The organism is Litoreibacter halocynthiae, from assembly GCF_004365635.1.
GTDB classification, from domain to species: domain Bacteria; phylum Pseudomonadota; class Alphaproteobacteria; order Rhodobacterales; family Rhodobacteraceae; genus Litoreibacter; species Litoreibacter halocynthiae.
On sequence record NZ_SOBH01000002.1, the window covers coordinates 777324 to 803929 of the forward strand.

The 26606-nt window shown below is 54.2% G+C and carries 26 protein-coding genes; 15 read left to right on the plus strand and 11 right to left on the minus strand.

Going from position 1 to position 26606, the window contains the following annotated elements; genetic code table 11:
• Positions 1 to 125 precede the first annotated feature (125 nt).
• Complete coding sequence (locus BDE40_RS11210) at positions 126 to 698, plus strand: DNA-3-methyladenine glycosylase I (RefSeq protein ID WP_134014610.1); 573 nt, start codon at positions 126 to 128, stop codon at positions 696 to 698.
• On the opposite strand, the gene gndA is transcribed toward BDE40_RS11210, so the two are convergent.
• Positions 695 to 2101: an NADP-dependent phosphogluconate dehydrogenase gene (gene gndA, locus BDE40_RS11215; RefSeq protein ID WP_134014611.1), complete on the minus strand. Its 1407-nt coding sequence runs from the start codon at positions 2099 to 2101 to the stop codon at positions 695 to 697. The two genes, BDE40_RS11210 and gndA, sit on opposite strands and share 4 nt — an antisense overlap.
• A 98-nt stretch (positions 2102 to 2199) precedes the next feature.
• On the opposite strand from gndA, the gene BDE40_RS11220 reads away from it, so the two are divergent.
• Positions 2200 to 3558 carry an MATE family efflux transporter gene (locus BDE40_RS11220; RefSeq protein ID WP_134014612.1) on the plus strand — a complete coding sequence of 453 codons (1359 nt, stop codon included), beginning with the start codon at positions 2200 to 2202 and terminating at the stop codon, positions 3556 to 3558.
• Here BDE40_RS11220 and ccoS read toward each other — a convergent pair.
• From ccoS to ccoG, 4 genes are read right to left on the minus strand one after another with little or no spacing between them, the layout of a single operon-like run.
• A complete protein-coding gene (gene ccoS, locus BDE40_RS11225) occupies positions 3548 to 3703 on the minus strand; it encodes a cbb3-type cytochrome oxidase assembly protein CcoS (protein WP_073141975.1) in 156 nt (51 codons plus the stop codon). The two genes, BDE40_RS11220 and ccoS, sit on opposite strands and share 11 nt — an antisense overlap.
• Complete coding sequence (locus BDE40_RS11230; protein ID WP_134014613.1) at positions 3700 to 5859, minus strand: heavy metal translocating P-type ATPase; 2160 nt, start codon at positions 5857 to 5859, stop codon at positions 3700 to 3702. Before BDE40_RS11230 ends, ccoS begins: the two co-directional genes overlap by 4 nt.
• Complete coding sequence (locus BDE40_RS11235) at positions 5856 to 6308, minus strand: FixH family protein (protein WP_134014614.1); 453 nt, start codon at positions 6306 to 6308, stop codon at positions 5856 to 5858. The genes BDE40_RS11230 and BDE40_RS11235 overlap by 4 nt, the downstream gene beginning before the upstream one ends.
• Entirely contained in the window at positions 6305 to 7726 is a 1422-nt protein-coding gene (gene ccoG, locus BDE40_RS11240; protein WP_134014615.1) for a cytochrome c oxidase accessory protein CcoG, read from the minus strand. The genes BDE40_RS11235 and ccoG overlap by 4 nt, the downstream gene beginning before the upstream one ends.
• A gap of 321 nt (positions 7727 to 8047) precedes the next feature.
• On the opposite strand from ccoG, the gene rsgA reads away from it, so the two are divergent.
• Complete coding sequence (gene rsgA / locus BDE40_RS11245; protein WP_134014616.1) at positions 8048 to 9121, plus strand: ribosome small subunit-dependent GTPase A; 1074 nt, start codon at positions 8048 to 8050, stop codon at positions 9119 to 9121.
• A gap of 161 nt (positions 9122 to 9282) precedes the next feature.
• Here rsgA and ccoP read toward each other — a convergent pair whose 3' ends face one another.
• The 5 genes from ccoP to fnrL all read right to left on the minus strand — a co-directional run bounded on the left by ccoP (position 9283) and on the right by fnrL (position 13674).
• A complete protein-coding gene (gene ccoP, locus BDE40_RS11250; protein WP_134014617.1) occupies positions 9283 to 10146 on the minus strand; it encodes a cytochrome-c oxidase, cbb3-type subunit III in 864 nt (287 codons plus the stop codon).
• Complete coding sequence (locus tag BDE40_RS11255) at positions 10139 to 10351, minus strand: cbb3-type cytochrome c oxidase subunit 3 (protein WP_425462396.1); 213 nt, start codon at positions 10349 to 10351, stop codon at positions 10139 to 10141. Before BDE40_RS11255 ends, ccoP begins: the two co-directional genes overlap by 8 nt.
• Positions 10352 to 10360: 9 nt before the next feature.
• A complete protein-coding gene (ccoO, locus tag BDE40_RS11260) occupies positions 10361 to 11119 on the minus strand; it encodes a cytochrome-c oxidase, cbb3-type subunit II (protein ID WP_134014618.1) in 759 nt (252 codons plus the stop codon).
• 11 nt (positions 11120 to 11130) lie between these two features.
• Positions 11131 to 12735 carry a cytochrome-c oxidase, cbb3-type subunit I gene (gene ccoN / locus BDE40_RS11265; RefSeq protein WP_134014619.1) on the minus strand — a complete coding sequence of 535 codons (1605 nt, stop codon included), beginning with the start codon at positions 12733 to 12735 and terminating at the stop codon, positions 11131 to 11133.
• Between the two features lie 210 nt (positions 12736 to 12945).
• A complete protein-coding gene (fnrL, locus tag BDE40_RS11270) occupies positions 12946 to 13674 on the minus strand; it encodes a transcriptional regulator FnrL (RefSeq protein ID WP_134014620.1) in 729 nt (242 codons plus the stop codon).
• 71 nt (positions 13675 to 13745) lie between these two features.
• Here fnrL and hemN point away from each other — a divergent pair, with 71 nt between their 5' ends.
• Entirely contained in the window at positions 13746 to 15095 is a 1350-nt protein-coding gene (hemN, locus tag BDE40_RS11275; RefSeq protein WP_134014621.1) for an oxygen-independent coproporphyrinogen III oxidase, read from the plus strand.
• On the opposite strand, the gene BDE40_RS11280 is transcribed toward hemN, so the two are convergent.
• Positions 15096 to 15332 carry an Lrp/AsnC ligand binding domain-containing protein gene (locus BDE40_RS11280; RefSeq protein ID WP_073141950.1) on the minus strand — a complete coding sequence of 79 codons (237 nt, stop codon included), beginning with the start codon at positions 15330 to 15332 and terminating at the stop codon, positions 15096 to 15098.
• A gap of 334 nt (positions 15333 to 15666) precedes the next feature.
• Between BDE40_RS11280 and gmd the strand changes: the two genes are divergently transcribed.
• The 11 genes from gmd to BDE40_RS11335 all read left to right on the plus strand — a co-directional run bounded on the left by gmd (position 15667) and on the right by BDE40_RS11335 (position 26600).
• Positions 15667 to 16773, plus strand: a complete 1107-nt coding sequence (gene gmd / locus BDE40_RS11285; RefSeq protein ID WP_134014622.1) for a GDP-mannose 4,6-dehydratase — start codon at positions 15667 to 15669, stop codon at positions 16771 to 16773.
• Positions 16773 to 17708, plus strand: a complete 936-nt coding sequence (locus tag BDE40_RS11290; protein ID WP_134014623.1) for a GDP-L-fucose synthase family protein — start codon at positions 16773 to 16775, stop codon at positions 17706 to 17708. The genes gmd and BDE40_RS11290 overlap by 1 nt, the downstream gene beginning before the upstream one ends.
• Entirely contained in the window at positions 17705 to 18877 is a 1173-nt protein-coding gene (locus tag BDE40_RS11295; protein WP_134014745.1) for a DegT/DnrJ/EryC1/StrS family aminotransferase, read from the plus strand. Before BDE40_RS11290 ends, BDE40_RS11295 begins: the two co-directional genes overlap by 4 nt.
• Complete coding sequence (locus tag BDE40_RS11300; protein ID WP_134014624.1) at positions 18877 to 20325, plus strand: mannose-1-phosphate guanylyltransferase/mannose-6-phosphate isomerase; 1449 nt, start codon at positions 18877 to 18879, stop codon at positions 20323 to 20325. The genes BDE40_RS11295 and BDE40_RS11300 overlap by 1 nt, the downstream gene beginning before the upstream one ends.
• A gap of 31 nt (positions 20326 to 20356) precedes the next feature.
• Positions 20357 to 21034 carry a Crp/Fnr family transcriptional regulator gene (locus BDE40_RS11305; RefSeq protein WP_134014625.1) on the plus strand — a complete coding sequence of 226 codons (678 nt, stop codon included), beginning with the start codon at positions 20357 to 20359 and terminating at the stop codon, positions 21032 to 21034.
• A gap of 85 nt (positions 21035 to 21119) precedes the next feature.
• Positions 21120 to 21332, plus strand: coding sequence for a YgaP family membrane protein (locus BDE40_RS11310; protein ID WP_134014626.1), 213 nt, complete (start codon positions 21120 to 21122; stop codon positions 21330 to 21332).
• Between the two features lie 2 nt (positions 21333 to 21334).
• On the plus strand, positions 21335 to 21766 hold the full coding sequence (locus tag BDE40_RS11315) for a YeeE/YedE family protein (RefSeq protein WP_134014627.1): 432 nt from the start codon (positions 21335 to 21337) through the stop codon (positions 21764 to 21766).
• 3 nt (positions 21767 to 21769) lie between these two features.
• Positions 21770 to 22204: a DUF6691 family protein gene (locus BDE40_RS11320; RefSeq protein ID WP_134014628.1), complete on the plus strand. Its 435-nt coding sequence runs from the start codon at positions 21770 to 21772 to the stop codon at positions 22202 to 22204.
• Positions 22205 to 22227: 23 nt separating this feature from the next.
• Positions 22228 to 23109, plus strand: coding sequence for an MBL fold metallo-hydrolase (locus BDE40_RS11325; protein ID WP_134014629.1), 882 nt, complete (start codon positions 22228 to 22230; stop codon positions 23107 to 23109).
• A 27-nt stretch (positions 23110 to 23136) separates the two neighbouring features.
• Entirely contained in the window at positions 23137 to 24810 is a 1674-nt protein-coding gene (locus tag BDE40_RS11330) for a bifunctional protein tyrosine phosphatase family protein/NAD(P)/FAD-dependent oxidoreductase (protein WP_134014630.1), read from the plus strand.
• 53 nt (positions 24811 to 24863) lie between these two features.
• Positions 24864 to 26600 (plus strand): SulP family inorganic anion transporter, encoded by a 1737-nt coding sequence (locus BDE40_RS11335; RefSeq protein WP_134014631.1) that lies wholly within the window; start codon positions 24864 to 24866, stop codon positions 26598 to 26600.
• The last annotated feature ends 6 nt before the right edge of the window (positions 26601 to 26606 follow it).

The window sequence follows — 26606 nt, forward strand, 5'->3', positions numbered from 1 at the left end:
CAGTGATTTCCGGTTTGATCTATCTAGGAGCTACGGCCTTAAACGCGGGTTAATGTTCCAATTTTGTTCCAATTAGAGTAAACAACGATTCAATCTTGGAAACCCTTGGAATACAGGTGAAAATTATGAATGACCGTTGCGGCTGGTGTGGCACAGAAGAAATCTATGTCGATTACCATGACACAGAATGGGGCGTACCGGAGTATGACAGTCGCGCGCTGTGGGAAAAACTGATTCTAGACGGGTTTCAAGCCGGGCTAAGCTGGATCACCATTCTGAAAAAACGCGATGCCTTTCGGGATGCGTTTGAGGGCTTTGATCCAAATATCATCGCAGGATGGGGCGATGCCGATGTGAAACGCTTGCTGCAAAACACAGGGATCGTACGTCATCGGGGAAAAATCGAAGCCACCATCGGAAATGCACGAGCATGGCAAAAGATTGAACAGCGCGAGGGTTTCGACACATTTCTGTGGAAATATTTCGACGGCAAGCCGCTGCAAAACGATTTCCGCAGCCTGAGTGACGTGCCTGGTTTCACGCCACTTAGCACCCAAATCTCAAAAGACTTGAAAAAAGAAGGTTTCAAGTTTTGCGGCCCGACAATCGTCTACGCGTTCGCGCAGGCTTGCGGTCTAATCAACGACCATCTCGTAACCTGCCCGCGCCATGACGAGGTAAAAAAGCTCGCTCTCTAGGAGCCCCAAGGGCCGTGATGCGCCCCCTCCTTGTCGACACGCTCGAAACTATGCGCTCCGAAGAAATCACGCTGCGCCTGAATCATATTGGCTGTCGAGCGACCGGTACGCATCGCGTCGTAATAGCTGAGCCCTGCCGCCAAGGCGGGTACTTGCAACCCATGCGACACAGCAGTTGCCACAACCCTGCGTAGCGCTGGTGCGCTGTCGTCGATCAATTTGGCAAAGAATGGTGCGAACATCAGGTTATCTTGTGGTGCGCCGGTCAATGCCTCGGCCATATCATTGAGCATCGTCGAGCGGATGATACAGCCCTCGCGCCAAACGCGCGCGATTTCCGGCATGGGCAAGTCCCACTCGAACTCTGCGCTTGCGGAGTTCAGCAAATGGAAGCCCTGAGCATAGCACATGATCTTTCCGGCGATCAGCGCCTGCTCCAGATCGTCACGTCCAAGCGCACCAGTGGGAAGCGGCACAGGGGCGGCGCCGAAGGTCGCCTCCCCGCGTTCGCGCTCCGATTTCATTGCGGACAGGTTGCGCGCAGCAACCGCAGCTTCAATCACTGGTATCGGCGCACCCAGATGTTGCGCTTCAATCACCGTCCAGCGACCGGTACCTTTTTGCCCGGCACGGTCCAGAATGATGTCGAGCACCGCGTTTCCAGTCTCGGCATCTCTGGCAGCAGCAACCTTGCCCGAAATCTCGATTAGGTAGGATTGCAAGGGCCCCTTGTTCCACGTCTCAAACGCCTCGGCACAAGTTGCAGCGTCTGCCCCCTGCCCGTCACGCATTATCCCGTAGATCTCCGCGATCATTTGCATATCTGCATATTCGATGCCGTTGTGAACTGCCTTTACAAAGTGACCCGCGCCGCCCTGCCCCATCCACGTGGCGCAAGCGGTACCTTCGTAATCGGCGGCAATCGCGGTGAGGATATGGGAGACCTGATCCCAAGCCTTCTTACGCCCACCACCCATGATGGACGGGCCATGGCGTGCACCTTCTTCACCACCGGACACCCCAATGCCAAGGAAAGGGACGCCATCAGCCTCGGCTTGGGCCGCGCGTGCCTCTGTATCGCGGAAGTTGGCGTTTCCTGCGTCTATGATCAAATCATCCTTGCCCAGCAATGGGCGAAGTGCCGCTATCTGTTCATCCACGGCCCCGCCGGCAGGGACCATCAATATGATCGCGCGCGGCTCTGCAATGGATGCCACCAAGTCCTCGAGGGTGTCGCAAGGTGTTATCTGTTCGGCAAGTTCACCCGCTTCGGCGTGGAATTCTGAGGTGCGGGATGTCGTTCGGTTGAACACCGAAATAGCGAACCCCTTCTCCGCAATATTGAGGGACAGCATTGCCCCCATCGTACCAAGTCCGATCAGGCCAATTTCAGATTTCGACATTGCAAAGTTCTCCCCAGTCTGCCTTCATCTGTTATCGCTAACGACCTGAAGGGTCAAACTCATCTCTGATATGCGGGTCAGGACAAGCAGGAGCTTTCATGCGCGACATTGACCTGACAGAAGGCTCCATCGCGAGCCATTTCAAAACGCTAGCAGTGCCCGCCGCCTTGGGCATGTTGTTCAGTACCCTCTACAATGTCGTCGACGTCTACTTCGCTGGCCAGATATCAACACAGGCGCAGGCTGGGTTGGCGATCGGATTTCAGGCGTTTTTCATAACCATGTCGGTGGGTTTTGGCCTTGGCTCGGCCATGAGCGCCCTTGTTGGAAATGCCAGAGGCAAAAAGGACGACAATGCGGCGCGGAAACTGGCGTCCCAAGGCATTAGCTTCGGCATAATTGCGGTAGTTCTGTTGATGATCGGGGCTGTTTTTGCCGGACCGAGCGTCATCGCACTGGTCTCGGAGCCAGGAGAATACCGCGACGCGGCCACCAGCTACTTCCTGTGGCTTATTCTCGCGCTCCCCGGTTTCCTGCTCGCATACGGAGCGAACGGTATTTTGCAAGCACATGGCGACACCGTGTCCATGCAGCGCGCCATGATGGTGGCGTTTCTGGCCAATATCGGCCTTAACCCTTTGTTGATCTATGGCATCCCCGGCATCATTCCCGGGATGGGGCTAAGCGGCATCGCTGTAGCCACGATCATAAGCCAGACGGGGGTAATGGTCTGGATTTTCTATCAGGTATTGGGCCGCCGGATCATGGAAGGGTTTCAGCTCAACTGGCTCAAACCAAATCTGGCAAGCTATCGCGAGATCACCGAACAGATGTTACCCACAACCACCGCCATCATGGTCATGTTCGTCTCCGGCTTTGTTGTGCAATTCGCGCTGAAAGGCTTCGGCGCTGAAGCAATCGCCGCTTACGGTGTCGCACTTAGGGTAGAGCAAATACTACTTTTGCCTGTTTTGGGCATGACGGGGGCGCTTTTGCCAATTGCTGCGCAGAACTACGGAGCGGAGCAATTCGACCGCGTGCGGGAAGCGCTCTTCTTCTGCTGGAAGCTGGGGTTCGTGATGACCTTTGCCGCCTTTCCCATCCTCTGGTTCGCATCCCCATATGTCGTGGCATTGTTCAACGATGATCCGGAGGTCGTGCGTATCGGTGTAAGCTACCTACGGATCGACGGGTTTATCTTCCCGATCTACATGATGCTCTTTGCCATCAACTCGTTTCTCCAAGCCCTTAAACGTCCGGTTTGGACACTATGGATCAGCGTGTACCGCCAAGGCTTTGGCGTGGCCTTCTTCATCTGGGTCTATGTCGGGTTGGTCGGCATGGACGTTTGGGGCGTCTGGATTGGCATAGCCACTGCGGTGGTGACTGGTTGGATCATCGCACTAGTCGTCACAAAGCGTATCGCGGACCATAAGATCGGTGGCCTTACGAGTTAGGCTCGTCCTCATCGTCAAACAGGATGCGCGCGGCATCGCCCTCGATATCCTCGTACTGATTGTGTCTCACAGTCCAAAGAAACGCGACGATACCCATCCCGCCAAGGATCAGCGACACAGGTATAAGGATCACAAGCACATTCATGCTCGAACCCTTAACGCGTTTAGGATTACGAGGATAGATGAACTCGACATCGCCAACGCCGCCATCAAGGGGCTGGCATAGCCCAGAACGGCAAGCGGGACGGCCACAGAGTTGTAGCAAATCGCAATCCCGAAGTTCTCGCGAATACGTGCGCGGGCACTTCGGGACACTTTGAGTGCGTCCATCACTGGTGCAAGAGAACGGCCAAGCAGAACAATATCGGAAGAAGCCCGCGTAGCGTCAACGCCGGACGCTGGCGAGATCGACACGAATGCCTGCGCCATCGCTCCCATATCATTCAGCCCGTCTCCTACCATCAAAACACGCTTTCCGTGTTCTTGAAGCGCTGCGAGATGTGCGATCTTGTCCGCGGGCAACATAGCACCTCTAGAGTCTTTCAAGCCCAAACGGGCACCAAGCTTGGTTGCCGCGAATTCAGTGTCACCAGACAAAAGCTCTACGTCCAAACCTTGTGATTGCAGCTTAGCAACCAACTCTTGCGCTCCCGGGCGAAGGGCTTCGTCGATGCGCAAAGTCTGCTCTGGGCCTTTGCCACGTTGGAAGACCGTCCCGCCCGAAGCTGTTCTTGATTTCCCTAGCCGAACACGCACCTCACCATCCAGACCTTCGACGCCGTCACCCGCAACCTCATGGATTTCTTCCAAAACCGACGGAGTTGTTTGCATACCCTCCAATGCGGACGCCAGAAGACGCGAAACAGGGTGGTCCGAAGATTGGCTCAACGCCAAAGCGGCAGCGCGGTCTTCGACCGAAAGGCTTTGCAAGTCTTCGAGGATAGGCGTGCCGTCGGTTAGCGTTCCGGTTTTGTCGAAAACAACCGCGTCGACTTCCGCGAGACGTTCCAACGCAGTCGCGGATTTGATTAGCAAGCCTTTGCGAAACAAGCTTCCCGACGCCGCAGTGGTCACCGCAGGAACGGCCAGCCCCAAAGCACAGGGGCAAGTTATGATCAACGTCGCAATCGCGATATTGAGGGAATAACGCACGTCACCAGTTGCAATAAACCAGCCAATAAATGCCAACGCAGCCACCCCGTGCACCAGCGGCGCATAAAGTTGTGCTGCACGATCAGCCAAAGGCGTATAATGTGAGCGTCCACTCTCGGCCACAGCGACCATCTCGGCCATGCGGCGCAGCGTGGTGTCCTGACCCACGGCTGTTGCACGGATGATTAGCGGATTAGACAAGTTTACTTCACCAGAAACGACTTTAGCGCCAACCTGCGCTGCGACCGGTAGGCTTTCGCCCGTCAACAAAGAGCGGTCCATTTGGGAACGACCGGTGTCAATCACACCATCGACCGGTACGCGTCCACCTGCGGGCACCTGAACAAGGTCTCCGACCACGATTTCGGCAGCTTTGACACGTACCGGTTGCCCCTCGCGAATGCAGGTGGCCGAGGGCACTTCCAGTGCCGCAAGTTCCTGTGCGGCTGATCGTGCCGCCGCACGCGTGCGGTGATCCAGATAACGCCCGATCAGCAAGAAGAAAGTCAGCGACAAAGCCGCATCAAAATAAGCGTTCTCACCCCCCGCCATCGTCTCATAAAGCGACAGCCCGCTGGCAAGTAGGATCGCGAGGGAAATCGGGACTTCCATATTGACCCGACCAACCCGCAACACAGACAAGGCCGAAACAAAAAACGGTCGCGCGGCATAAGCCACAGCAGGCAGGGCGATGACCGCGGAAATCCAGTGGAATAGCTGCCGCGTCGCGTCAGTAGCGCCCGCCCAAACCGCCACCGACAGGATCATGACGTTCATCATGGCAAAGCCTGCAACTGCCAAGCGCAGCAGTAGCGCACGACCGGTTGGGTCACCTTCACCCGCACGCAAAGTATCACTGTCTAGCGGGAGCGCTTCGAAGCCCAAGGCCAGCAAGGCACCAATCAGATGGTCTTCGTCTGCATCCCCACGCGTCAGAACAGTCACGCGTTTCAAGCTCAGGTTTACGCGGGCATCAAGCACGTCAGGAAGTTTTGCCAGGCCGCGTTCCACACCGGAAACGCAAGCGGCGCAATGAATCCCAGGCAACGACAGCGATATCGTATCGCCTGCTGCGGACGCCGGAGATCTACGCGCGGTCTCTTCCGCGAGCGGAGCACCCGCGCAACCTGGGCAACTCATTACGCTCATTCAGCGACCAGAAATGGGACCCGTTGCTCGAACACGGTTCCATCCCTTGCAATTGCCTTCATGCGCAGGTTCCAGTTTCCCGGTGCCAGTTCGGCAGCCGCCAGATGCGCCTCTCCGTCAAAACGGAACGCAGGCGTTTGATCCTGACTTACATTGGTAGCGCGGCCAAGCGTAGCGTCGATCAACGAGGGGTCGACGGGACCACGAGCATCTTTGATCTCAAGGCGTAGTATTCCGTCAGCGTACCCTGCCTTTACGTCCCACCCCAAAGCAAGCTGGGCGGCACGACGCGCGTCGAAACTCTGACTCGCCACATAAGAGTTTTTCGTTTCAAGCCCCGGAAAAGTCCGAATGGCTTGCGTCGCAAGGGTCAAGTTCACACCAATAATGATGCTGAACCCGACCGCAAACATTGCGAATACGTGAATACCTTTGATCTCGCGGCTCATTGGTCGGCTGCCTTCCCGTTAAACACAGTATTGGTGTGCGCACGCTCTCCGGAGACTACGTCTTCAACCCAAAAACGCAAATCGGTGCGTGCTGCAGTCGCGCTAGGGTCGCCACGACGCGCGGTAACATATACCCGCTGCAGCTTTGTCTCGTTTGCTGGAACCACAACATTAACCAAATCGGTCCCTTCCAGGTCGATAATCAAAACTTCTTCCGACGTCAGAGACATATGGAACTCGCGGTCATCGCCATGTTTGTTGCGCAAACGAATGTCATAGGCGTTGCGGATCGAACCATCAGACATCGTCACATATGTCGGGTTCCGGACTGGCGAGACTGTCATGTCGATCTCGGCGCGAATAAATAGCGCAAAAAGCAGGCCCAAGCCGATCGTAGACCACAAGAAAGTGTAGACCAATGTGCGCGGACGCAAGATGTGCTTCCAAACGGGTTTAGCCTTGCCGCCACCGCGCTCAAGCGGCTCATCCGAGAGCGCAAGGTAATCAATCAGGCCACGCTCCTTGCCGATTTTATTCATGATGTCATCGCAGGCATCGATACACAGCGCACAGGTGATGCACTCCATCTGCTGGCCGTCGCGAATGTCGATCCCCATCGGGCAGACGTTCACGCAGGCCATACAGTCGATACAGTCGCCGGTTGTGCCTTCGTGCTTTTTGCCACGTGGCTCACCACGCCACTCGCGATAACCGACTGTAATCGTATCTTCGTCCATCATCGCGCCCTGAATGCGCGGCCACGGACACATGTAAATGCAAACCTGCTCACGCATGAACCCGCCAAAAACGAAGGTTGTCGCAGTCAATGCACCGATAGTTGCATAAGCCACTGGGTGGGCGTTGAGGGTGACCAGATCGACGGCCAATTGCGGCGCGTCAGTAAAATAAAACACCCAAGCACCACCTGTCGCGATCGCAATCAATAGCCAAACCAGCCATTTGGTGATCCGCAAGCGCCACTTATGCGCGTCCCACTTCGCACGCCAGAGGCGCACACGCGCGTTCCGATCACCTTCTATCCAGCGTTCAACAAGAATAAACAGATCAGTCCAGACGGTCTGTGGGCAGGTGTAGCCACACCAAACACGCCCCAAGGCTGACGTGAACAAGAACAGGCCAAGGCCCGCCATGATGAGGAGACCTGCGACGAAGTAAAACTCGTGCGGCCAAATCTCGATCCAGAAGAAATAAAAGCGACGGCCTGCCAGATCGATCAACACGGCTTGGTCTGGCAAATTCGGGCCACGGTCCCAACGAATCCAGGGCGTCAGATAGTAAATGCCCAAGGTAACAGCCATAATCCACCACTTGAATGTGCGGAAAAAGCCCGAAACTTTGCGCGGGAAAATCGGCTCCTGCGCTGCATAGAGTGAAGGAGGGTTTTCGGCATTATTCATAGTAGACTCGTCCGGAATTTTGACTCTGTTCGCAGTGTGTATGTGCAAGCATAGCACTTATAGGTCCTTGACCCAGATCAATCAGCAAACTGCGACATCAACGGCAGCTAGATCGAAGATCGCAATCGTGATAAACAAGCCCATCAACATGGAGATTTTATGTCCCGTTAAAGTGGGGAGCACCAAGTTCCCGATGTAAACCTAAGCCGACCCAGTGGCTTGTTGGAATTTGTCCAGCATCCAAAGGCTATGCGCATCATCCAAAGCACTATAACTCAAGGCTGGGCTTTGCCCGAAGCCGGAACATGAAAGTAGAACTCCATGACTCGGGACTATTCTCAATTTCTTCCCAACAACGACCCGGATCGCCGTGTCACTCGCCTTTCGCCTCTCGCTCAACTCGGATGGCAGCAGTTCTTTGCCCAGCAAATCAGCGTGGAGCAGATTGAGGAGACGCCACCGCTTCGCGTCACAGAGGTTCACCGCAACGGGCTTCAGGCGCGCGGAGACGGCATCGACATGCACATCCCGCATGGGCCCGATGCAACGGTCGGTGACTGGATTCTTCTCAATCGTGAACTGCCATCTGCCAGTGACGTGCTGGACCGAAAGAGCCTGATTAAGCGTAGAGCCCCGGGTAAAACTCTTGGTGTGCAGCTGATTGCTGCCAATCTGGATACCGCCTTCATCGTGTCCTCGTGCAACGACGACTTTAACGTGGCGCGTATTGAGAGGTTTATCGCACTTGCCTTCGAGGCCGACGTCACACCGGTGATCATTCTGACCAAGGTCGACAAATGCGACGCCCCAGAAGCCTATATTGCGCAGGCAGAGGCCATCTCGCCATTAGTGCCCGTCGTGGCTCTCAATGCCAAAAGCGCGGAACCGCAAACGAAACTCGCGGACTGGTGCAAACCTGGGCAGACCGTCGCGTTCCTCGGGTCGTCAGGCGTCGGCAAATCCACCCTTACCAACGCCTTGGCGGGTGACAACACAATCGCGACGCAAGAAGTCCGTGAAGACGACGCCCGTGGCCGCCACACCACGACGCGGCGGCAGTTATACTTTCTCGCCTCCGGCTGCGCCGTTCTGGACACGCCCGGAATGCGGGAGCTGCAACTCACAGACACGGCTTCCGGCTTGGCCGAAATGTTCTCGGATCTGGATGAGCTGGGTGCTCAATGCAAATTCAACGACTGCAAACATACAGTGGAGCCCGGTTGCGCGATACTGGCAGCAGTTGAACGCGGTGACGTTGACGCACCGCGACTGGCCCGATGGCAAAAACTTGTTGCAGAAGATTTGCACAACTCAGCGACGCTGGCTGAACGGCGATCGAAGGACAAGGCTTTTGGCAAGATGGTTCGCAATGCTCAAAAAAAGAAAAAGAACTAGCCCACCATAAAAGAAGACCCGCTAGACAATAGCCTAGCGGGTCTTCTTGTGGATTGCCCCCGCACCCCAAGCCCGATGCGCGAACAGGTGGCTTGAGGGCGGGGATCACATGCTAAGTCCGAGCTCCTCCCGAAGTAGCATATGAGCTTGCTAACAGCGCGTTACTCGCCGCCACCTTTTTGGTGCACGTAAGCCGCCACCGCGTTGACTTGCGCATCAGACAGCCTGGGAGACCAAGGCGGCATAACACCAAAGCGTGAGTTGGCTATGGTCTCCGTCAGAACCTCGTCAGAGCTTCCATAGAGCCACACGGAGTCGGTCAAGTTTGGCGCACCTTGGTCGCGGTCCCCCATCCCCTCGTCACCGTGGCAGGCTGTACAATTGTCTGCAAATAACTCGGCGCCTTGTTCGATCAGAGCAGTATCGTGATCCAGGCCCGACAGCGATTGAACATAAGCAACCAGCGCGGCGATTTCGTCTTTCTCCAGTTGCTCGCCAAAGGCAGGCATTTCGGAATAACGGGCATCCTCGTCTTGCTCGTTACGGATACCGTGACGAACAGTTAAGGCAATCGCTTCGATGTCACCGCCCCATAGCCAGTCATCATCCAACAGATTTGGGTAACCCACCGCCCCTGCGGCACCAGAACCGTGGCACTGCGAACAGTTGTTTGCAAAGACCGACGCACCCGCAGACACCGCGAATTGATGCAGTGTCTCGTTGTCTTTCAACGTAGTTAGTTCGATTGCCGCCAACTGGGTGTTAAGTTCCGAATTGGCCTCTTCTACACGGGCAATTTCTGCCGCCACTTCGGCGCGGGTCGAGTAGCCGAGGAACCCCGCAGTCGCTGTCGACACCAGTGGCCATGCTGGGTATGCGATTGAGTAAATCACCGCCCACACAATCGTCGCGTAAAGCGACCATAACCACCATCTAGGCAGTGGGGTGTTCAGTTCTTCGATACCGTCATAAGAGTGGCCGGTGGTGTAGGTTTTTGTAGCCTCGTCATATCTTGGCTCATCCATTGTCTTGGCCTTTCAGTAGAGCGGCATCCTTGTCGTCCGCTGCGGGACGGTCCTCGTTGCGAAAAGGTGCTTGGCTGATGTCGTCATGGGTCGAGCGTGACCCCGGGCGAAACGCCCAAAGGATCACTCCGAAAAAGAAAGCGAACATGGCAAGCAGCACCCAGCTGTCTGCCAATTGTCGTAGGAAGGAATAGGTATCCATCATTCCCTCCCCTTAACGAGACGCGTCGGGCGTGAAGGTAGAAAAATCTACCAACGTGCCAAGCATTTGCAGGTAGGATACCAAAGCGTCCATTTCAGACACGCCTGACGCGTTATCAAAGTTCCGCGTCTGCGCGCCTGGATAGCGTTCTAACAACCCATCCCAATCCGCATCCGGATCCGCTTGAGCCATGAAGTCCGCTTGTGCCGTTTCGATCATCTCATCCGTGTAAGGCACGCCGACAAAGCGGTGTGTCTTCAAAGTGGCTTGGATATATTTGCCATCGAGCATGACGTCCTTGAGGAACGCATATTTCGGCATAACAGATTCAGGAACTACTGATTGCGGGTCACTCAGGTGGTCCACATGCCATTCGTCTGAATAGCGACCACCGACACGGGCAACGTCAGGCCCGGTACGTTTCGAACCCCATTGGAACGGATGGTCATATTGCGACTCCGCTGCCAATGAATAGTGACCGTAGCGCTCCACTTCGTCTCGCATCGGACGGATCATCTGCGAGTGGCAAACGTAGCAGCCCTCCCGCACATAGATGTCACGTCCTGCAAGCTCCAGTGGGGAGTAAGGGCGCATGCCTTCAACATCCTCAATGGTGTTCTCGAGGTAGAACAAGGGTGCGATTTCAACGATGCCGCCGACACTCACCACAAGCAAGGATGCGACCAGAAGCAAAGTTCCGTTTCTTTCCAGCGCCCCGTGACGATCCAGAAAGGTGCGGCGTTTTTTCGGCTCTGTTTTTTCAGATGTCATTTGTCCGCTCCTTATTCCGCAGCCACGCCTACGGGGGCCTTCACAGAAGCGCCTCCGCGGATGGTCATCCACATGTTCCAAACCATGATCAGCCCGCCAGTGAGATACAAAACCCCACCCAGACCGCGCACAACGTTCATTGGGAATTTCGCTGTAACGGTGTCGGCGAAGCTGTTCACCAAGAAGCCCTGGCTGTCCACTTCACGCCACATCAGGCCTTCCATGATACCGCTGACCCACATCGACGACGCGTAGAGCACGATACCGATTGTTGCCAACCAGAAGTGTGTATTGATGGCCGAGATTGAATACATCTTCTCACGTCCCCAAAGTTTTGGTGTCAGGAAGTAGATCGCTGCAAATGTGATCATACCGTTCCAGCCAAGCGCACCGGAGTGGACGTGACCGATGGTCCAGTCGGTATAGTGCGACAGCGAGTTCACCGCACGGATCGACATCATCGGCCCCTCGAAAGTCGACATGCCGTAGAATGCCAGCGAGGCCACCATCAGACGGATAATCGGGTCCGTGCGAAGTTTGTCCCACGCGCCTTGCAGCGTCATCAGGCCGTTGATCATGCCACCCCAAGACGGCATCCACAGGACGATCGAGAACACCATACCCAACGTCGACGCCCAGTCAGGCAGCGCTGTGTAGTGCAGGTGGTGAGGGCCGGCCCAGATATAAAGGAAGATCAGCGCCCAGAAGTGGATGATCGACAGCTTGTAGGAATAAACCGGACGACCTGCCTGCTTCGGTACGAAGTAGTACATCATGCCGAGGAAGCCCGCAGTCAGGAAGAACCCAACGGCGTTGTGGCCGTACCACCACTGGGTCATCGCATCTTGCACACCCGAGAACACCTGAACCGACTTTGACCCCCAGATGGAAACTGGGATCGACAGGTTGTTGACCAAGTGCAGCATCGCGATTGTCACGATGAAAGACAGGAAGAACCAGTTGGCCACGTAGATGTGACGCTCTTTTCGGGTCAGGATCGTGCCGAGGAACACCGCCAGATAGGCGACCCACACGATGGTAAGCCAGATGTCTACATACCATTCAGGCTCAGCGTATTCTTTCGACTGTGTGGAACCCAGAAGGTAGCCCGTTGCCGCCAGTACAATGAACAGGTTGTAGCCCCAGAAGACGAACCAAGCGAGGTTACCGCCCCAGAGCCGCTGCGCCGACGTGCGCTGCACGATGTAAAACGAGGTCGCAATCAAGCCATTGCCACCAAACGCGAAGATTACCGCTGAGGTGTGCAAGGGACGAAGCCGTCCGAAGTTGGCATATGGCTGGGCCCAGTCAAAGTTCAGAACAGGAAATGCGAGCTGGAAAGCGATGAAAGTACCGACCAAGAACCCCGTAACACCCCAAAAGGCCGTTGCGACGATCCCGTAACGTACCGGGCCATCCATATAGCCCGCTGCCTCTCCGGCCGAGACTGCTACAGGCTCATCTGTATGCCGAAGCACCCAAATAAACATGACGATCCCAACCACAAGAATCAAAAGAGCGTGTACTTGGTAAGCCAAGTCATGCGCCCAGTTTGCTGCAAGAGCGGCAAACAATATGACGCCTCCTAGCAGTATTAGCTTGATATAATTAAGCATTTTTCACCCGTTCCGTTCATTCCTGACCGCTCGCAAAGAGAATCCCCCTACCTCGGCATGGCAGGAAATGCCGAATTATAGGAAGTTGAACCTTGATATATGTCAAAGGCTTCATAATGCGGTCCAACTGCTGCATGTTTATGCCAGCGATGCGGGCCTACGCCACCGCGCATCCGCTATTAAACAAAAATTTACGAAGAAATCCACTGCTCAGGAAAGAGTAGCGCCGTCGCTGTCATCGCCGGCTTCATCAAGCAGGCGGCTAAAGTCAGGAATTGTCACTTTACGCGTGCCCTCTAGGAGCAACACCCCGTCGCGCTTCAGCGCTGCCATTTGACGGCTCACCGTTTCAATAGTCAGACCTAGATAGTCCGACATGGCGTCTCGGGTCAGTGGAAGTTCCAGATGGAGACTCTCGCCCTCTTTACGACCCAGTCTACGCGCACAAATGAGCAAGAAGCTTGCGATCTTCTCGCGCGCGGTTTTGCGCCCAAGAAGCAACATCCATTCACGCGCAGCGTCCAGTTCATCCAACGCAATTTCGACCAGGCGTTCCTGAACATGTGGAGTCGCGTGCGTTACTTTTTCGAACGGTTTCTTATGGAAATGGCAAAGCGTAAGCTCAGACACGGCAGTTACGTCATAAGAAGCCTTGTCGCGGCCCGGGCGACCGATGAAGTCCGACGGGAGCAAAAGCCCTACCATCTGCATCCGCCCGTCAATCATTGAACGCGACAGGGTCGCCACTCCCGACACCACCGACGCAACAAAGGTCATAGGGTCACCCATCAACACAACCGAAGCCCCGGCTGGGTAAGTTTTATAGTATTTGATTTTATCCAGTTCCAGCAGTTCGTCAGCCGTACAACGAGAGCAGATTGCTCTCGGCCGGATAGGACAGTTGGCGCAGGTCTTGGGGCTCAGGTCGATTTGGGTCATGCCGTCTTACATGATTGAGAACTTGATCAGGATCAAGGTTTGCTGACCATTATCAGATCATCTAGGTCAGTATGACACAGCACGAAACTCTTCGCCGCTACGGCTTATTCACATCCCGCGCGCCGCGATATGCCAGTTATCCAACTGCGCAGCATTTCAATACCGATGTCGGTCCCGCCAAGATGGCAAGTTGGCTCGAACAAGTGCCCGATGGCGCAAAAGTCTCGCTATACGTACATATTCCATTCTGCCGCAGTTTGTGCTGGTTCTGCGCCTATCGAACACAAGGCACCAAGACGGATGCTCCTTTGCGTGGCTACTTGGACCTGCTCAAATCCGAACTTGCGATGATTGCCAACAGCCTGCCCGCTGGTGTTCGTTTAAGTAAGATTCATTGGGGTGGTGGAACGCCTACGATCCTACCGGCTGCAATGATTCGTGAGTTGGCAGATGAAATAGACAAATACTTTTCCCTTTCAGATGGCCCAGAATTTTCGGTCGAAGTCGATCCAAACCTGCTCGATGCCGAGAAGATTGCAGCATTAGGCGCGGCTGGCCTGACACGCGCCAGCATGGGAATTCAGGATTTTGATCCGCACGTTCAATCCGCGATTGGCCGCGCTCAGAGCTTTGAGGACACCAAATGGGTGGCCGGGTCGTTGAGAGAGGTCGGAGTGAAGCACCTTGATCTAGACATACTTTATGGGCTGCCATTCCAAACCGCTGACAGCTTGACCGACACGGTTGCCAAGGCGTTGGATTTATCACCGAACAGGCTCGCATTATATGGGTATGCGCATGTGCCTTGGGCCGCGAAACGTCAGGTCCTTATTCCCGAGGATCATTTGCCCGATGGACCAACCCGCTACGCGCTGTTCCACATGGCATCCCAACTCATCGGGGCTGCCGGTTATGACGCTGTAGGAATTGACCATTTTGCCCGCCCCGGTGACGGCCTGCTAAATGCGTCTCTGAATGGAACGCTACGTCGTAACTTTCAAGGATACACCGATGATCAGGCCGAAGTGACCATAGGCATTGGCGCCTCCTCAATCTCGAGTTTTCCTGCTGGCTATACACAAAACGCCTCGGCCACGAGTGACTACGCCACAGCGATAACCTCAGGACGTTTAGCCACCACCAGCGGGCACGTTATGACACCCGATGACAAATTGCGGTCTCAGTTGATCGAAGATCTCATGTGTCGCTTTGCTATCGATTTCTCTTCAGCCTCGCAGCGCGCCGGAGTGAAGCAATCCAAGGTGGAGAGCATGGCTGCAGAGCTGCACAGAAATTATGCAGATGTATGCACACTTAGCCCTGACGCCCTAATTCTGTCAGAACCCGCGCTATCGCGATTGATGGCCAAGGATCTTGATACCTATCAGACTCCGTCTAACAGGCATTCTTTGACGATTTGACTAGAACGCTTTGAAGGTCAATGTGGTCAACGTTCGCTCTATCCCAGCGATACTTAGCAGATTGTCGTTGATGAACTGGCCAACATCATCACCTTCCGGCACGTATATCTTGAGCAACAGGTCAAATGCGCCTGACGTCGAATACAGCTCGGAATGGAACTCCCGAAGAACGATCTCTTCTGCAACTTTATAGCCCTGCCCCGGCTTGCATCTAATCTGGACGAATACGCAATTCATCTTGGTCCCCTTGACTGCATTTGCATCACCCTGCCACGCCCTAGCACCAGAGGAAAGTGTCACAACGATGTGTGGGTACCATTCTCAATTTATCGGCGAAACATGTTGGCCGGGCAGCGCTGCTCGGAGAAATGTCAAACTGCGTGCTTTCGCTCTGCTGTTCGTCACATGAAGATAAACCTTCAATCATGAAGCCGGTTCCTGCGGTTAGCCCTGAATGCTCAACTGAGCCATTCAGGGCCTTTGCATTGCGGCAGAAATGAACCGACATCGCTGGATTTCACCGCGCCACTATGGCAAGACCTAACCTGCAACAGGCATTGGGAATAGCATCGTGAAAAAAGCCCTCATTACCGGCGTCACCGGACAGGACGGATCCTATTTAGCGGAGTTTTTGCTCGAAAAAGGATATGAGGTTCACGGCATCAAGCGACGCGCCTCGTCGTTCAATACTCAACGTGTCGACCACATCTACCAAGACCCGCATATCGATAATGCCAAGTTTATTTTGCACTACGGCGACCTGACAGACAGCTCAAACCTGACACGCATCATATCGGAGGTTAGACCTGACGAGGTGTATAATCTCGGGGCTCAATCCCACGTCGCAGTCAGTTTTGAGGCACCTGAATACACAGCAGATGTGGATGCTATGGGCGCGCTTCGCCTGCTGGAAGCAATTCGGTTTTTAGGCTTGGAAAAGAAGACCAAATTCTATCAAGCGTCGACCTCGGAGCTATACGGGCTGGTCCAGGAAACCCCGCAAACCGAAACGACACCTTTCCATCCTCGCAGCCCTTACGCAGTGGCAAAGATGTATGCGTACTGGATCACGGTGAATTATCGTGAAGCCTACGGAATGTACGCTTGTAACGGCATCTTGTTTAACCACGAAAGCCCGCGACGCGGCGAAACATTCGTGACGCGTAAGATCACCCGCGGATTAGCGAATATCGCCCAAGGATTGGAAGACTGCCTCTACATGGGCAATATCGATGCTTTGCGCGATTGGGGGCACGCGAAAGACTATGTTCGCATGCAATGGATGATGTTGCAGCAGGACAAGCCGGACGACTTTGTAATCGCGACAGGCAAGCAGTACTCGGTTCGCCAATTCATTGTCTGGTCGGCCGAGCATCTGGGACTAACGCTTCGCTTTGAAGGTGAAGGCATTGATGAAACAGCGTCTATTGCCGCAATTCAGGGTAACAACGCGCCGGGCCTCGAGGTGGGGGATGTCGTCCTGCGAATTGATCCGCGTTACTTCCGCCCTGCAGAGGTTGAAACACTTCTTGGTGACCCTGCCAAAGCTAAGCGCGAACTAGGATGGACGCCTGAAATTTCGGCACAAGAAATGTGTGCCGAGATGGTGGAAGAAGATCTAAAAGAAGCACGACGAGCAGTTGTCATAAAGGCCCATGAGGCCGGGCAGAAAGCTTAATGGCTCCTCTCCATGAGAAACGCATCCTGCTTACAGGTGGCGGCGGAATGGTCGGTCGCAACCTGCTCGAAGCAGCGGGTGATTTGCGGATTGATCATCCGACAAGCCAACAACTGGATTTAACTAACGCCGACGTTGTACGAGCCTACATTCGGGACACCAAACCGGATTTGATTATCCACGCGGCAGGCAAGGTCGGGGGCATTCAAGCCAATATGGCCGACCCGGTTGGGTTTCTGGATAAAAACCTCGCCATTGGCCGAAACCTGATCATGGGTGCCTATGAGGCCAATGTTCCCGAGCTATTAAACCTTGCCTCAACCTGCATTTACCCGCGAGCGGCCGAAAATCCACTGCGCGAAGATATGGTGCTAACGGGTGAGTTGGAGCCCACCAACGAGGGCTACGCGATTGCCAAAATTGCTGCACTGCGCCTGTGTGAGTACATTCGCAAGCAAAGGCCCGAGCTCCAGTATAAAACACTGATCCCGTGCAATCTCTACGGGCCTTATGACAACTTCCACCCCGAAAAATCACACCTGCTTCCCGCGATCATTCGTAAAGTGCATGACGCCAAGAAGAGTAGCGCCAATGAGGTGGAAATCTGGGGAGATGGGACCGCGCGGAGAGAGTTCATGTATGCGGGTGATCTTGCTCAAGCCATCCTGAAGGCCTCGGAAGAAATGGAAACGCTCCCGGACTTGATGAATACAGGATTGGGATATGACCACTCAATAAACGAATATTACCAAACAGTCGCAGATGTTCTCGATTGGGGCGGTGCATTTACCCATGATCTGTCCAAACCAGTTGGGATGAAACAAAAACTCTGCTCAACTGAACGTGCTGATAGTTGGGGCTGGCGTGCATCTACATCGCTTGCCGATGGCATTGCCAAAACCTACACCTTTTTCCTGGAGAACCACACCTCATGAGTTTCAAATATCCTTTGGCAACCTCCTCGTGGGATCAAGATGAGCAGGACGCTCTGCAACGTGTCATAGCATCAGACCGCTTTTCGATGGGTGACGAAGTTGCGGCTTTTGAAAAGCAATTTGCAAAGCACTTTGGAGCTGAATACGCGGTAATGGTCAACTCTGGCTCATCGGCAAACCTGCTGATGGTTGCAGCATTATTCTTTAGCCAGAACTCTGAACTGAAGCTTAACGCTGGCGACGAAATAATCGTACCGGCAGTGTCGTGGAGCACCACCTATTTCCCGCTTCAACAATACGGATTGAAACTAAAATTCGTCGATATTGATGCCGAGACCTTAAACTACGACCTTGATGCACTCGCGGATGCCGTCACCGATAGGACCCGCGCCCTTATGGTCGTAAATTTGTTAGGGAACCCCAATGACTTCGATCGCCTTGATGAGATCACCGCTGGGCGTAGTATCTTGATGATCGAGGACAATTGCGAGTCCATGGGGGCGACTCTGGGAGGCAAGCAAGCCGGAACCTTCGGGGTGATGGGCAGCTATTCGTCCTTCTTTTCCCACCATATATCGACCATGGAGGGCGGGTTGGTGGTCACTGACGACGAGGCCTTATATCACATCATGCTGTCCTTGCGCGCCCATGGCTGGACACGCAATCTTCCCAAAGAGAACACCCTAACCGGTACCAAAAGCGATGACCCGTTTGAGGAATCGTTCAAGTTTGTTTTACCGGGTTACAACCTCCGCCCCTTGGAAATGTCTGGGGCCTTGGGGCAAGCCCAGCTTCGGAAGCTTCCTGACCTGATCGCAGGTCGCCGTGACAATGCAGCTCTCTTTCAAGACAAAATGCGCGACCATCCTGTTTTCTCTATCCAAAAAGAAATCGGAGAAAGCAGCTGGTTCGGCTTTAGCTTGATGGTAAGAGAGAGCGCAAATATCACGCGCAAGCAGGCCATTGCTTCCCTCACAAGTGCGGGTTTCGAATGTCGACCAATTGTGACAGGCAATTTTGCCAAGAACGAAGTTCTGAAATACTTTAACTACGAGGTGCATGGCGACTTGAAAAACGCTAATTACCTCGACCAGAACGGGCTGTTTATTGGAAATCACCATTTCCCAATTCGCGACGCAGTCGAAGCCCTTGCAGAGGTGACTATCTAATGGCTCAAGTTGTTCACCCGCTTCTTCTTTGTGGAGGATCTGGCACTCGGCTTTGGCCACTGTCCCGCAAAAGCTATCCCAAACAATTTGCTCAGTTGACCGGGGCACAAAGTCTCTTTCAATCTTCGGCAATACGCTTGGCTGGCGACGCGTTTGCAGCGCCAATGGTTGTGACCGGCACCGATTTCCGATTCATCGTCAAAGAACAGCTTGCAGATGTAGGTCATTCCCCGCAGGCCATTATTATTGAACCGGAGGGGCGAAATACTGCACCTGCGATCCTTGCAGGTGCACTGATGCTGGATGCCATAACACCGGGTGCGCTAATGCTTGTTGCGCCCTCGGATCACGTCATTCCAGATGCCAAGAGATTCAGCGACGTTGTGCAAGCTGCCGTTCCCGCCGCGATTGACGGGCAACTGGTGACGTTTGGAATTCGGCCCGACCGTCCAGAAACCGGGTATGGGTGGTTGGAGTTGACCTCCACACCATCTGGCGACTTTGATCCCATTACTCAGCCACTCAAAGCTTTCGTCGAGAAGCCAGACTTAGCCACGGCGGAAGCGATGTTGCACGACGGTCAGCATCTCTGGAATGCTGGAATTTTCTTGTTTTCAACCACCTCGTTAATTGCGGCCTTCGAAGCATATGCACCGAAAATGCTCGCTGGAGTTCGCTCGGCTGTCTCCAATGCACAAAGTGACATTGGCTTCACTCGGCTTGCTGAGGAGCCTTGGGAAAAACTGGACAACGAATCTATCGACTATGCTGTAATGGAGAAAGCCGACAACCTTAGTGTGATGCCTTATGGTGGCGCCTGGTCTGACCTGGGAGGATGGGACGCCGTTTGGCGCGAAACAGGACCGGATGAGCAAGGTGTTGTTACCAACGGCCCTGCAATTGCGATTGAGTGTCAAAACTCGTTGCTACGCGCAGAGGACAGCAAACAGGTTCTGGTCGGAATTGGACTGGATGATATTATTGCTGTTGCGATGCCGGATGCTGTTCTGATTGCCCACAAAGATCGCGCTCAGGACGTCAAAAATGCTGTCGCAGCGCTTAAAGCGGAAGATGCTCCACAGGCGGAAACCTTACCTCGTGACTACCGTCCATGGGGATGGTTCGAAAGCCTTGGAACTGGCAGTCGTTTTCAAGTTAAACGTATCGTCGTAAAGCCCGGCGCAGTGCTATCCTTACAAAGTCACAAGCACCGCGCTGAGCATTGGATCGTGGTTGAGGGTATTGCCAAAGTGACCATCGACGAACAGGTTCAACTCGTTGAGGAAAACCAATCCGTATACATTCCGCTAGGTGCTATTCATCGGATGGAAAACCCGGGCGACGTACCCATGGTCTTGATCGAAGTTCAAACAGGTAGCTATCTGGGCGAAGATGATATCATCCGCTATGAAGATATATATGCCCGTGGCCAAGGCGCGAAGGGCTGAGTATCACACTGAAAAATAATGAGGAAATGCGATGAACCCGGAGGAGATTGATACTGAATGGGTCGAGCGCTTCCCGGGTCTTTCAAGGCTTGAACCAGCGACCAAGAAGCTGCTTCTGCAACGTAGCACCGTCGTCAGCATGCCTGAATCGACCGTGATTTTCGGCCCCGGGAAATCCCCCGAAAACATGCTATTCTTGCTGAGTGGCACAGTAAGAGTGCAGCAGGTATCCGAGACCGGTCACGAAATCGTCCTTTACCGCATTAATGCAGGTGAAAGCTGCGTTTTAACGACGGCATGTTTGCTCGCATATGACGACTATTCGGCGGAAGGCATCGCGGAGTCTGCGGTCAAGGCAGCCGCTGTTCCGCGTCAGGTTTTTGATGATCTGGTTGCTCAATCACCATCATTTCGCAACTTCGTCTTTGCAGCCTTTTCCAAACGCATAACCGACCTGTTCTTGATGATTGATGAAGTCGCGTTTCAACGCATGGACGTCCGGCTCGCTCACAAACTGATTGAGCTGTCGAAAGGTGGAGATCAAATATCGACAACGCACCAAAAGCTATCGGTTGAACTGGGTACTGCGCGCGAGGTCATCTCGCGACAGTTGCAAGAGTTCCAGCGTCGAGCATGGGTAGAACAATCTCGCGGGACGGTAAGAATTCTGGACCGGGCGCAACTTGAAAAACTTGCAGCAAGAGACTGAACTATTCGCGGCTATGTGACATTGTCACTGTTCGCACGGTCACAAGCCGTTAACACGTTCATAGATAAAAACAGGAGTCTGACCAATGACTACAAATGTTGGCAACATTGATCGCGTGTTTCGCTTCGTTTTGGGCGTTGTGTTACTGGCAGCACCATTCGTCAGCGGCATGGCCCTCTTCAATTCCACAATCGTCACCACCATCGCAGTGATTGCTGGTGTCGTAATGCTAGTCACGTCGTTAGCCCGCACGTGCCCGCTCTATTCGATTTTCGGCATCAAGACCTGCAAGGCCTAACTGTGGATACAGTATTTACCCCTTGGCAATCCCTTGGCGGCGGCATCTTAATTGGTGCCGCTTCCATTTTTCTCATGGCCACTCTCGGCCGCATCATGGGAGCCACTGGAATTCTGGCTGGTTTGCTCTCACCTTCAAGCAGCGCCGACTTCGGTTGGCGGGCCGCGATACTCCTCGGAATGGTTTCCGGACCCGTCGTGGTTATGCTGACATCGGGACAAATGCCGGAGATTCAGGTTCCCGTTTCAACTACCATGTTGGCAATCGGAGGCTTCATCGTCGGCATCGGAGTGACCTTTGGATCCGGATGTACATCCGGCCATGGAGTCTGCGGAATGGCACGACTGTCGCCTCGCTCTATTGCAGCTACCGTCACATTCATGGTGATGACCGGTATCACTGTTTACATTGTACGCCATGTGTTGGGAGCCTGAGAAATGCGCCTGATTGCAAGTTACATCAGCGGTCTGATCTTCGGTATCGGCATCTCGATATCCGGCATGGCAAACCCTGCCAAAGTCCTCAATTTTTTCGACATCGCGGGCACTTGGGACCCTAGCCTGATATTTGTGATGGGTGGAGCGTTGATCGTCACCTTCATCGGATATCGGTTTGTCCTACGCCGTCCGGCTCCGACATTTGAGGCTTCTTTCAAGCTCCCTACAAGAAGTGATCTTGATCTACCGCTAATCGGTGGCTCGGCGCTGTTCGGGATTGGCTGGGGGATCGCTGGTTTCTGCCCGGGCGGCGCGCTGCCTGCACTTGGGACAGGTCGCTCAGAAGTTATCATTTTCACCGTAGCGCTACTCGCTGGCATCTTCGCCGCGAAGGCCTTGCAGCGGCTTTCTGCTTCGCGTGCAAAAGCAGCTTAAGCGCTAAATTAAGGAGATACCTCATGACTTATCCTGTGAATATGAGCGTCACGCCGGTCGTGTCGGCTCATTTCGACGAGGCCACGAACACCATCAGCTATATCGTTCGGGATCCTTCCAGCACACATTGTGCGATTATCGACAGCGTGATGGATATCGACTACGCCGCCGGTCGAATTACATATGACCATGCCGATAAGCTGATTGAAGAAATCACTTCGCAAGGTCTTACCTTGGACTGGATCATCGAGACTCATGTCCATGCAGACCACCTGAGTGCCGCGCCCTACATTCAAAGCAAACTTGGCGGCAAGATTGGTGTCGGCGAAAAGATCATGATTGTACAGGAAACCTTCGGGAAGGTTTTCAACGAAGGCACTGAATTCCAACGCGACGGTTCTCAATTCGATGCGCTGTTCAAAGATGGTGACACCTACATGGTGGGCAACATGCAAGGCTTTGCAATGTTCACCCCCGGCCATACGCCAGCTTGTATGGTGCATGTGATGGGGGATGCTGCTTTCGCAGGTGACACGTTGTTCATGCCTGACGGTGGCTCTGCACGTGCGGATTTCCCCGGCGGTGATGCTGGCGAGCTTTATGACAGCATCCAGAAGGTCCTGTCTTTGCCCGATGAAATGCGCCTGTTCATGTGTCACGACTATGGGCCGAATGGTCGTGCCATCGAATGGGAAACCACGGTGGCTGAGCAAAAAGCCGACAATATCCATGTTGGGGGCGGCAAATCGCGAGAAGAGTTCATCAAGTTCCGTACAGAACGCGATGCGCAGCTCGACATGCCAAAGCTGATAATCCCCTCCCTGCAGGTGAATATGCGCGCCGGTGAAGTGCCAACCGACAAGGACGGCAATCCAATGCTTAAAGTCCCTGTAAACAAGCTTTGAGCAACAACAAATAGAACGGGCTTCCCTATGGATATCAAGGCACTGACGGCAGGCGTATCGGTCAGCCCGCAAATCACACCAGAAGAGATTCAATCGATAAAGGACTACGGGTTCCGCTCGATCATCTGCAATCGTCCCGATGGTGAGGGATCTGACCAACCCTCCTTTGAAGAAGTTTCCGCAGCGGCTGGCAAGTTGGGCTTGGAAGCCCGCTATATCCCAATCATATCCGGCAAAGTCAGCGATGACGATGCGCAGGCATTCGACAAGGCTCTAAGTGAACTGCCCGGACCAACGCTCGCGTATTGCCGCTCCGGTACACGCTCGACCACATTGTGGTCATTGGCCAAAGCGGATGCGCTTAGCGTTGCCGATATTCTGGCGGCAACAAAATCTGCAGGTTACGATATGGGCGGAGTTGTGCGCCGCATCGTCAATGGCGGGAAAACCCCGACTGACCGCGCAGACGCCACCTATGATGTTGTGATCATAGGTGCTGGTGCCGCGGGTATCGCCGCCGCTTCCAGCCTTCGGTCTCGCAAGCCGGACCTGAACATCGCAATCATCGACCCTGCCGACATCCACTATTACCAACCGGGCTGGACTATGGTTGGCGGCGGCATTTTTGATGCGCCGGACACTGCGAAAACAATGGGATCCTTGATCCCACGTGGCGTTCATTGGATCAAAGCCGCCGTGGCCGCGTTTGAGCCGCAAGATAACGCCGTCATTCTAGATGGTTGTCGTGTGGTGAAATACGAACGCCTGATCGTTTGCCCCGGGCTCAAACTTGATTGGAATCGTGTCGAAGGTCTGGTCGAGACTTTGGGGAAAAACGGCGTCACGTCCAACTACCGCTATGACCTCGCCCCTTATACTTGGGAACTTGTTCAGCAAATGAACGAAGGCCGCGCGATCTTTACGCAGCCCCCGATGCCGATCAAATGTGCAGGCGCACCGCAGAAGGCAATGTACCTGTCCGGCGACGCTTGGTTTCGCCGTGGTGTGCTGAAAGACCTCGACATCCAGTTCAACAATGCCGGTGGCGTGCTGTTCGGGGTAAAAGACTATGTTCCGGCGTTGGAAAAATACGTGGAGAAGTACGACGCATCGCTCAACTTCTTCCACAATCTTGTAGCCGTAGATGGCGCGGCAAAAAAAGCGTGGTTCGATGTGTCAAAACCGGACACTCCTGTCGAGCGTATCGAAATGGAATTCGATATGATGCATGTATGCCCGCCTCAAGTTGCTCCTGACTTCATCCGCGTCTCCCCACTTGCTGATGACGCCGGTTGGGTCGACGTGGATCAGGCCACATTACGGCACAAAACATATGACAATGTCTGGTCGCTGGGCGACGTGATGAACGCTCCGAATGCAAAAACCGCCGCTGCAGCGCGCATCCAAGCTCCAATCGTAGCTGAGAACCTTATTGCCGACATCGAAGGGCGAGCACCGGTCGCGCAATACAACGGCTATGGTTCCTGCCCGCTGACTGTGGAGCGCGGCAAGATCGTTCTAGCAGAATTCGGGTATGGCGGCACTATACTACCGAGTTTCCCGAAGGTTTTTATTGATGGCACCAAACCGTCGCGAGCTGCATGGTTCCTAAAGGAGAAGATGCTTCCTCCGATCTACTGGAAAGCTATGCTGCGTGGTCGGGAATGGATGGCCAAGCCTGAAAAAGTCACTGCAAACTAGACAAGACGCCCCCACCACGCGACCGGTGGCGGCAATTACCCGACTGGCAGCCAATGCAAAATCGATTTAGCAAATACATTCCCGCTTTAACTTGGGCGCGCGAATACGACCGCACGATCCTTTCAAACGATCTGCTTGCGGCGTTGATCGTCACCATAATGCTGATCCCTCAGTCCTTGGCCTATGCCTTGCTAGCAGGGTTACCACCCGAAGCAGGGCTCTACGCCTCCATCGCGCCGATCATTCTTTACGCGATCTTTGGGACTAGCCGCGCCTTGGCGGTGGGACCGGTGGCCGTTGTTTCACTCATGACCGCAGCCGCGCTCGGGAATATCGTTGAGCAGGGAACGGCGGGCTACGCCGCTGCCGCTCTGTTACTTGCGGGCCTGTCAGGGCTTATCTTGCTTGGCATGGGGCTGTTCCGCCTTGGGTTCATCGCGAACTTCCTGTCACATCCGGTCATCGCCGGATTCATCACCGCATCCGGCATCATTATCGCCGCCAGCCAGCTGAAACACATTCTTGGTATTAACGCCGAAGGTCACAACCTGCTTGATTTGGTTATGTCCTTGATCAAGCATCTGCCGGAAACAAACTGGGTCACATTACTCATCGGTGCATTGGCGACAGGTTTCTTGTTTTGGGTTCGAAAAGGTCTCAAGCCGACGCTAAGACGCGCCGGGGTAAGCCTGGCCCTCGCTGATGCCGCAACCAAGGCTGGCCCAGTGCTTGTCGTGGTGTTAACGACATTAGCAGTTTGGGTCTTCGGTCTTGATAACCAGGGCGTAAAAATAGTGGGAGAGGTTCCTCAAAGCCTTCCTCCACTTACCCTTCCTTCCTTCTCACCAGAGCTTTTCCGGCAATTGTTGTTGCCAGCATTTCTGATCTCCATCATCGGATTTGTTGAATCCATTTCTGTTGCCCAGACGCTTGCCGCGAAAAAGCGTCAACGCATCGATCCCGATCAGGAATTGATCGGTCTTGGTGCCGCGAACGTGGCCGCATCACTAACTGGCGGCTTTCCAGTAACCGGTGGCTTTTCACGATCCGTCGTGAACTTCGACGCAGGTGCGGAAACCCCTGCGGCCGGAGCCTTCACGGCTGTCGGTCTAGCGATTGCCGCAGTTGCACTGACTCCGCTGATTTTCTTCCTTCCCAAAGCAACGCTCGCTGCAACGATCATCGTAGCGGTGTTGAGTTTGGTTGACTTCAGCATCCTCAAGAGAAGTTGGGCCTATTCAAAGGCTGATTTCGCCGCAGTGTTTATCACTATCTTGCTCACTTTAACGCTTGGTGTTGAAGCTGGCGTATCTGCAGGCGTCGGCCTGTCTATACTGCTTCATCTTTACAAGTCTTCGCGCCCCCATATTGCCGAGGTCGGCCTTGTTCGCGGGACCGAGCATTTCCGCAATGTGTTAAGGCACAGTGTCAAAACCCATCCCAATGTGGTTACGTTACGCGTTGACGAAAGCCTGTATTTCGCAAACGCGCGCTTTCTGGAAGACAGTATTCAAAACCGGGTCGCGGGTGATCCGGACATTCGGCATGTGATCCTGCAATGCTCGGCGATCAATGAAATCGACTTCAGCGCGCTGGAGTCCTTGGAGGCGATCAACAAGCGTCTCGATGAAATGGACGTAAAGCTGCACCTCTCCGAAGTGAAGGGTCCTGTTATGGACCGGCTTGAGAAATCCCACTTCCTCGACGAATTGACTGGGCAAGTTTTCCTCACCCAATACGAAGCTGCACGCGTAGCTGAAGAAGGCTGTGGAACCGCTCGCAGCGGTTAAGCCTTG

What these genes read in the sequence shown, in the direction of transcription:
- ccoO (WP_134014618.1), bottom strand. Translation starts at nt 11,119, where the DNA reads ATGACATCTGAAAAAACAGAGCCGAAAAAACGCCGCACCTTTCTGGAT.
- BDE40_RS11295 (WP_134014745.1), top strand. Translation starts at nt 17,705, where the DNA reads ATGAGTTTCAAATATCCTTTGGCAACCTCCTCGTGGGATCAAGATGAG.
- fnrL (WP_134014620.1), bottom strand. Translation starts at nt 13,674, where the DNA reads ATGACCCAAATCGACCTGAGCCCCAAGACCTGCGCCAACTGTCCTATC.
- BDE40_RS11220 (WP_134014612.1), top strand. Translation starts at nt 2,200, where the DNA reads ATGCGCGACATTGACCTGACAGAAGGCTCCATCGCGAGCCATTTCAAA.
- BDE40_RS11290 (WP_134014623.1), top strand. Translation starts at nt 16,773, where the DNA reads ATGGCTCCTCTCCATGAGAAACGCATCCTGCTTACAGGTGGCGGCGGA.
- BDE40_RS11305 (WP_134014625.1), top strand. Translation starts at nt 20,357, where the DNA reads ATGAACCCGGAGGAGATTGATACTGAATGGGTCGAGCGCTTCCCGGGT.
- BDE40_RS11235 (WP_134014614.1), bottom strand. Translation starts at nt 6,308, where the DNA reads ATGAGCCGCGAGATCAAAGGTATTCACGTATTCGCAATGTTTGCGGTC.
- ccoN (WP_134014619.1), bottom strand. Translation starts at nt 12,735, where the DNA reads ATGCTTAATTATATCAAGCTAATACTGCTAGGAGGCGTCATATTGTTT.
- rsgA (WP_134014616.1), top strand. Translation starts at nt 8,048, where the DNA reads ATGACTCGGGACTATTCTCAATTTCTTCCCAACAACGACCCGGATCGC.
- BDE40_RS11330 (WP_134014630.1), top strand. Translation starts at nt 23,137, where the DNA reads ATGGATATCAAGGCACTGACGGCAGGCGTATCGGTCAGCCCGCAAATC.
- BDE40_RS11320 (WP_134014628.1), top strand. Translation starts at nt 21,770, where the DNA reads ATGCGCCTGATTGCAAGTTACATCAGCGGTCTGATCTTCGGTATCGGC.
- BDE40_RS11325 (WP_134014629.1), top strand. Translation starts at nt 22,228, where the DNA reads ATGACTTATCCTGTGAATATGAGCGTCACGCCGGTCGTGTCGGCTCAT.
- ccoP (WP_134014617.1), bottom strand. Translation starts at nt 10,146, where the DNA reads ATGGATGAGCCAAGATATGACGAGGCTACAAAAACCTACACCACCGGC.
- ccoS (WP_073141975.1), bottom strand. Translation starts at nt 3,703, where the DNA reads ATGAATGTGCTTGTGATCCTTATACCTGTGTCGCTGATCCTTGGCGGG.
- BDE40_RS11300 (WP_134014624.1), top strand. Translation starts at nt 18,877, where the DNA reads ATGGCTCAAGTTGTTCACCCGCTTCTTCTTTGTGGAGGATCTGGCACT.
- BDE40_RS11335 (WP_134014631.1), top strand. Translation starts at nt 24,864, where the DNA reads ATGCAAAATCGATTTAGCAAATACATTCCCGCTTTAACTTGGGCGCGC.
- hemN (WP_134014621.1), top strand. Translation starts at nt 13,746, where the DNA reads ATGACACAGCACGAAACTCTTCGCCGCTACGGCTTATTCACATCCCGC.
- BDE40_RS11210 (WP_134014610.1), top strand. Translation starts at nt 126, where the DNA reads ATGAATGACCGTTGCGGCTGGTGTGGCACAGAAGAAATCTATGTCGAT.
- gndA (WP_134014611.1), bottom strand. Translation starts at nt 2,101, where the DNA reads ATGTCGAAATCTGAAATTGGCCTGATCGGACTTGGTACGATGGGGGCA.
- BDE40_RS11280 (WP_073141950.1), bottom strand. Translation starts at nt 15,332, where the DNA reads ATGAATTGCGTATTCGTCCAGATTAGATGCAAGCCGGGGCAGGGCTAT.
- BDE40_RS11255 (WP_425462396.1), bottom strand. Translation starts at nt 10,351, where the DNA reads ATGATGGATACCTATTCCTTCCTACGACAATTGGCAGACAGCTGGGTG.
- BDE40_RS11230 (WP_134014613.1), bottom strand. Translation starts at nt 5,859, where the DNA reads ATGAGCGTAATGAGTTGCCCAGGTTGCGCGGGTGCTCCGCTCGCGGAA.
- BDE40_RS11310 (WP_134014626.1), top strand. Translation starts at nt 21,120, where the DNA reads ATGACTACAAATGTTGGCAACATTGATCGCGTGTTTCGCTTCGTTTTG.
- ccoG (WP_134014615.1), bottom strand. Translation starts at nt 7,726, where the DNA reads ATGAATAATGCCGAAAACCCTCCTTCACTCTATGCAGCGCAGGAGCCG.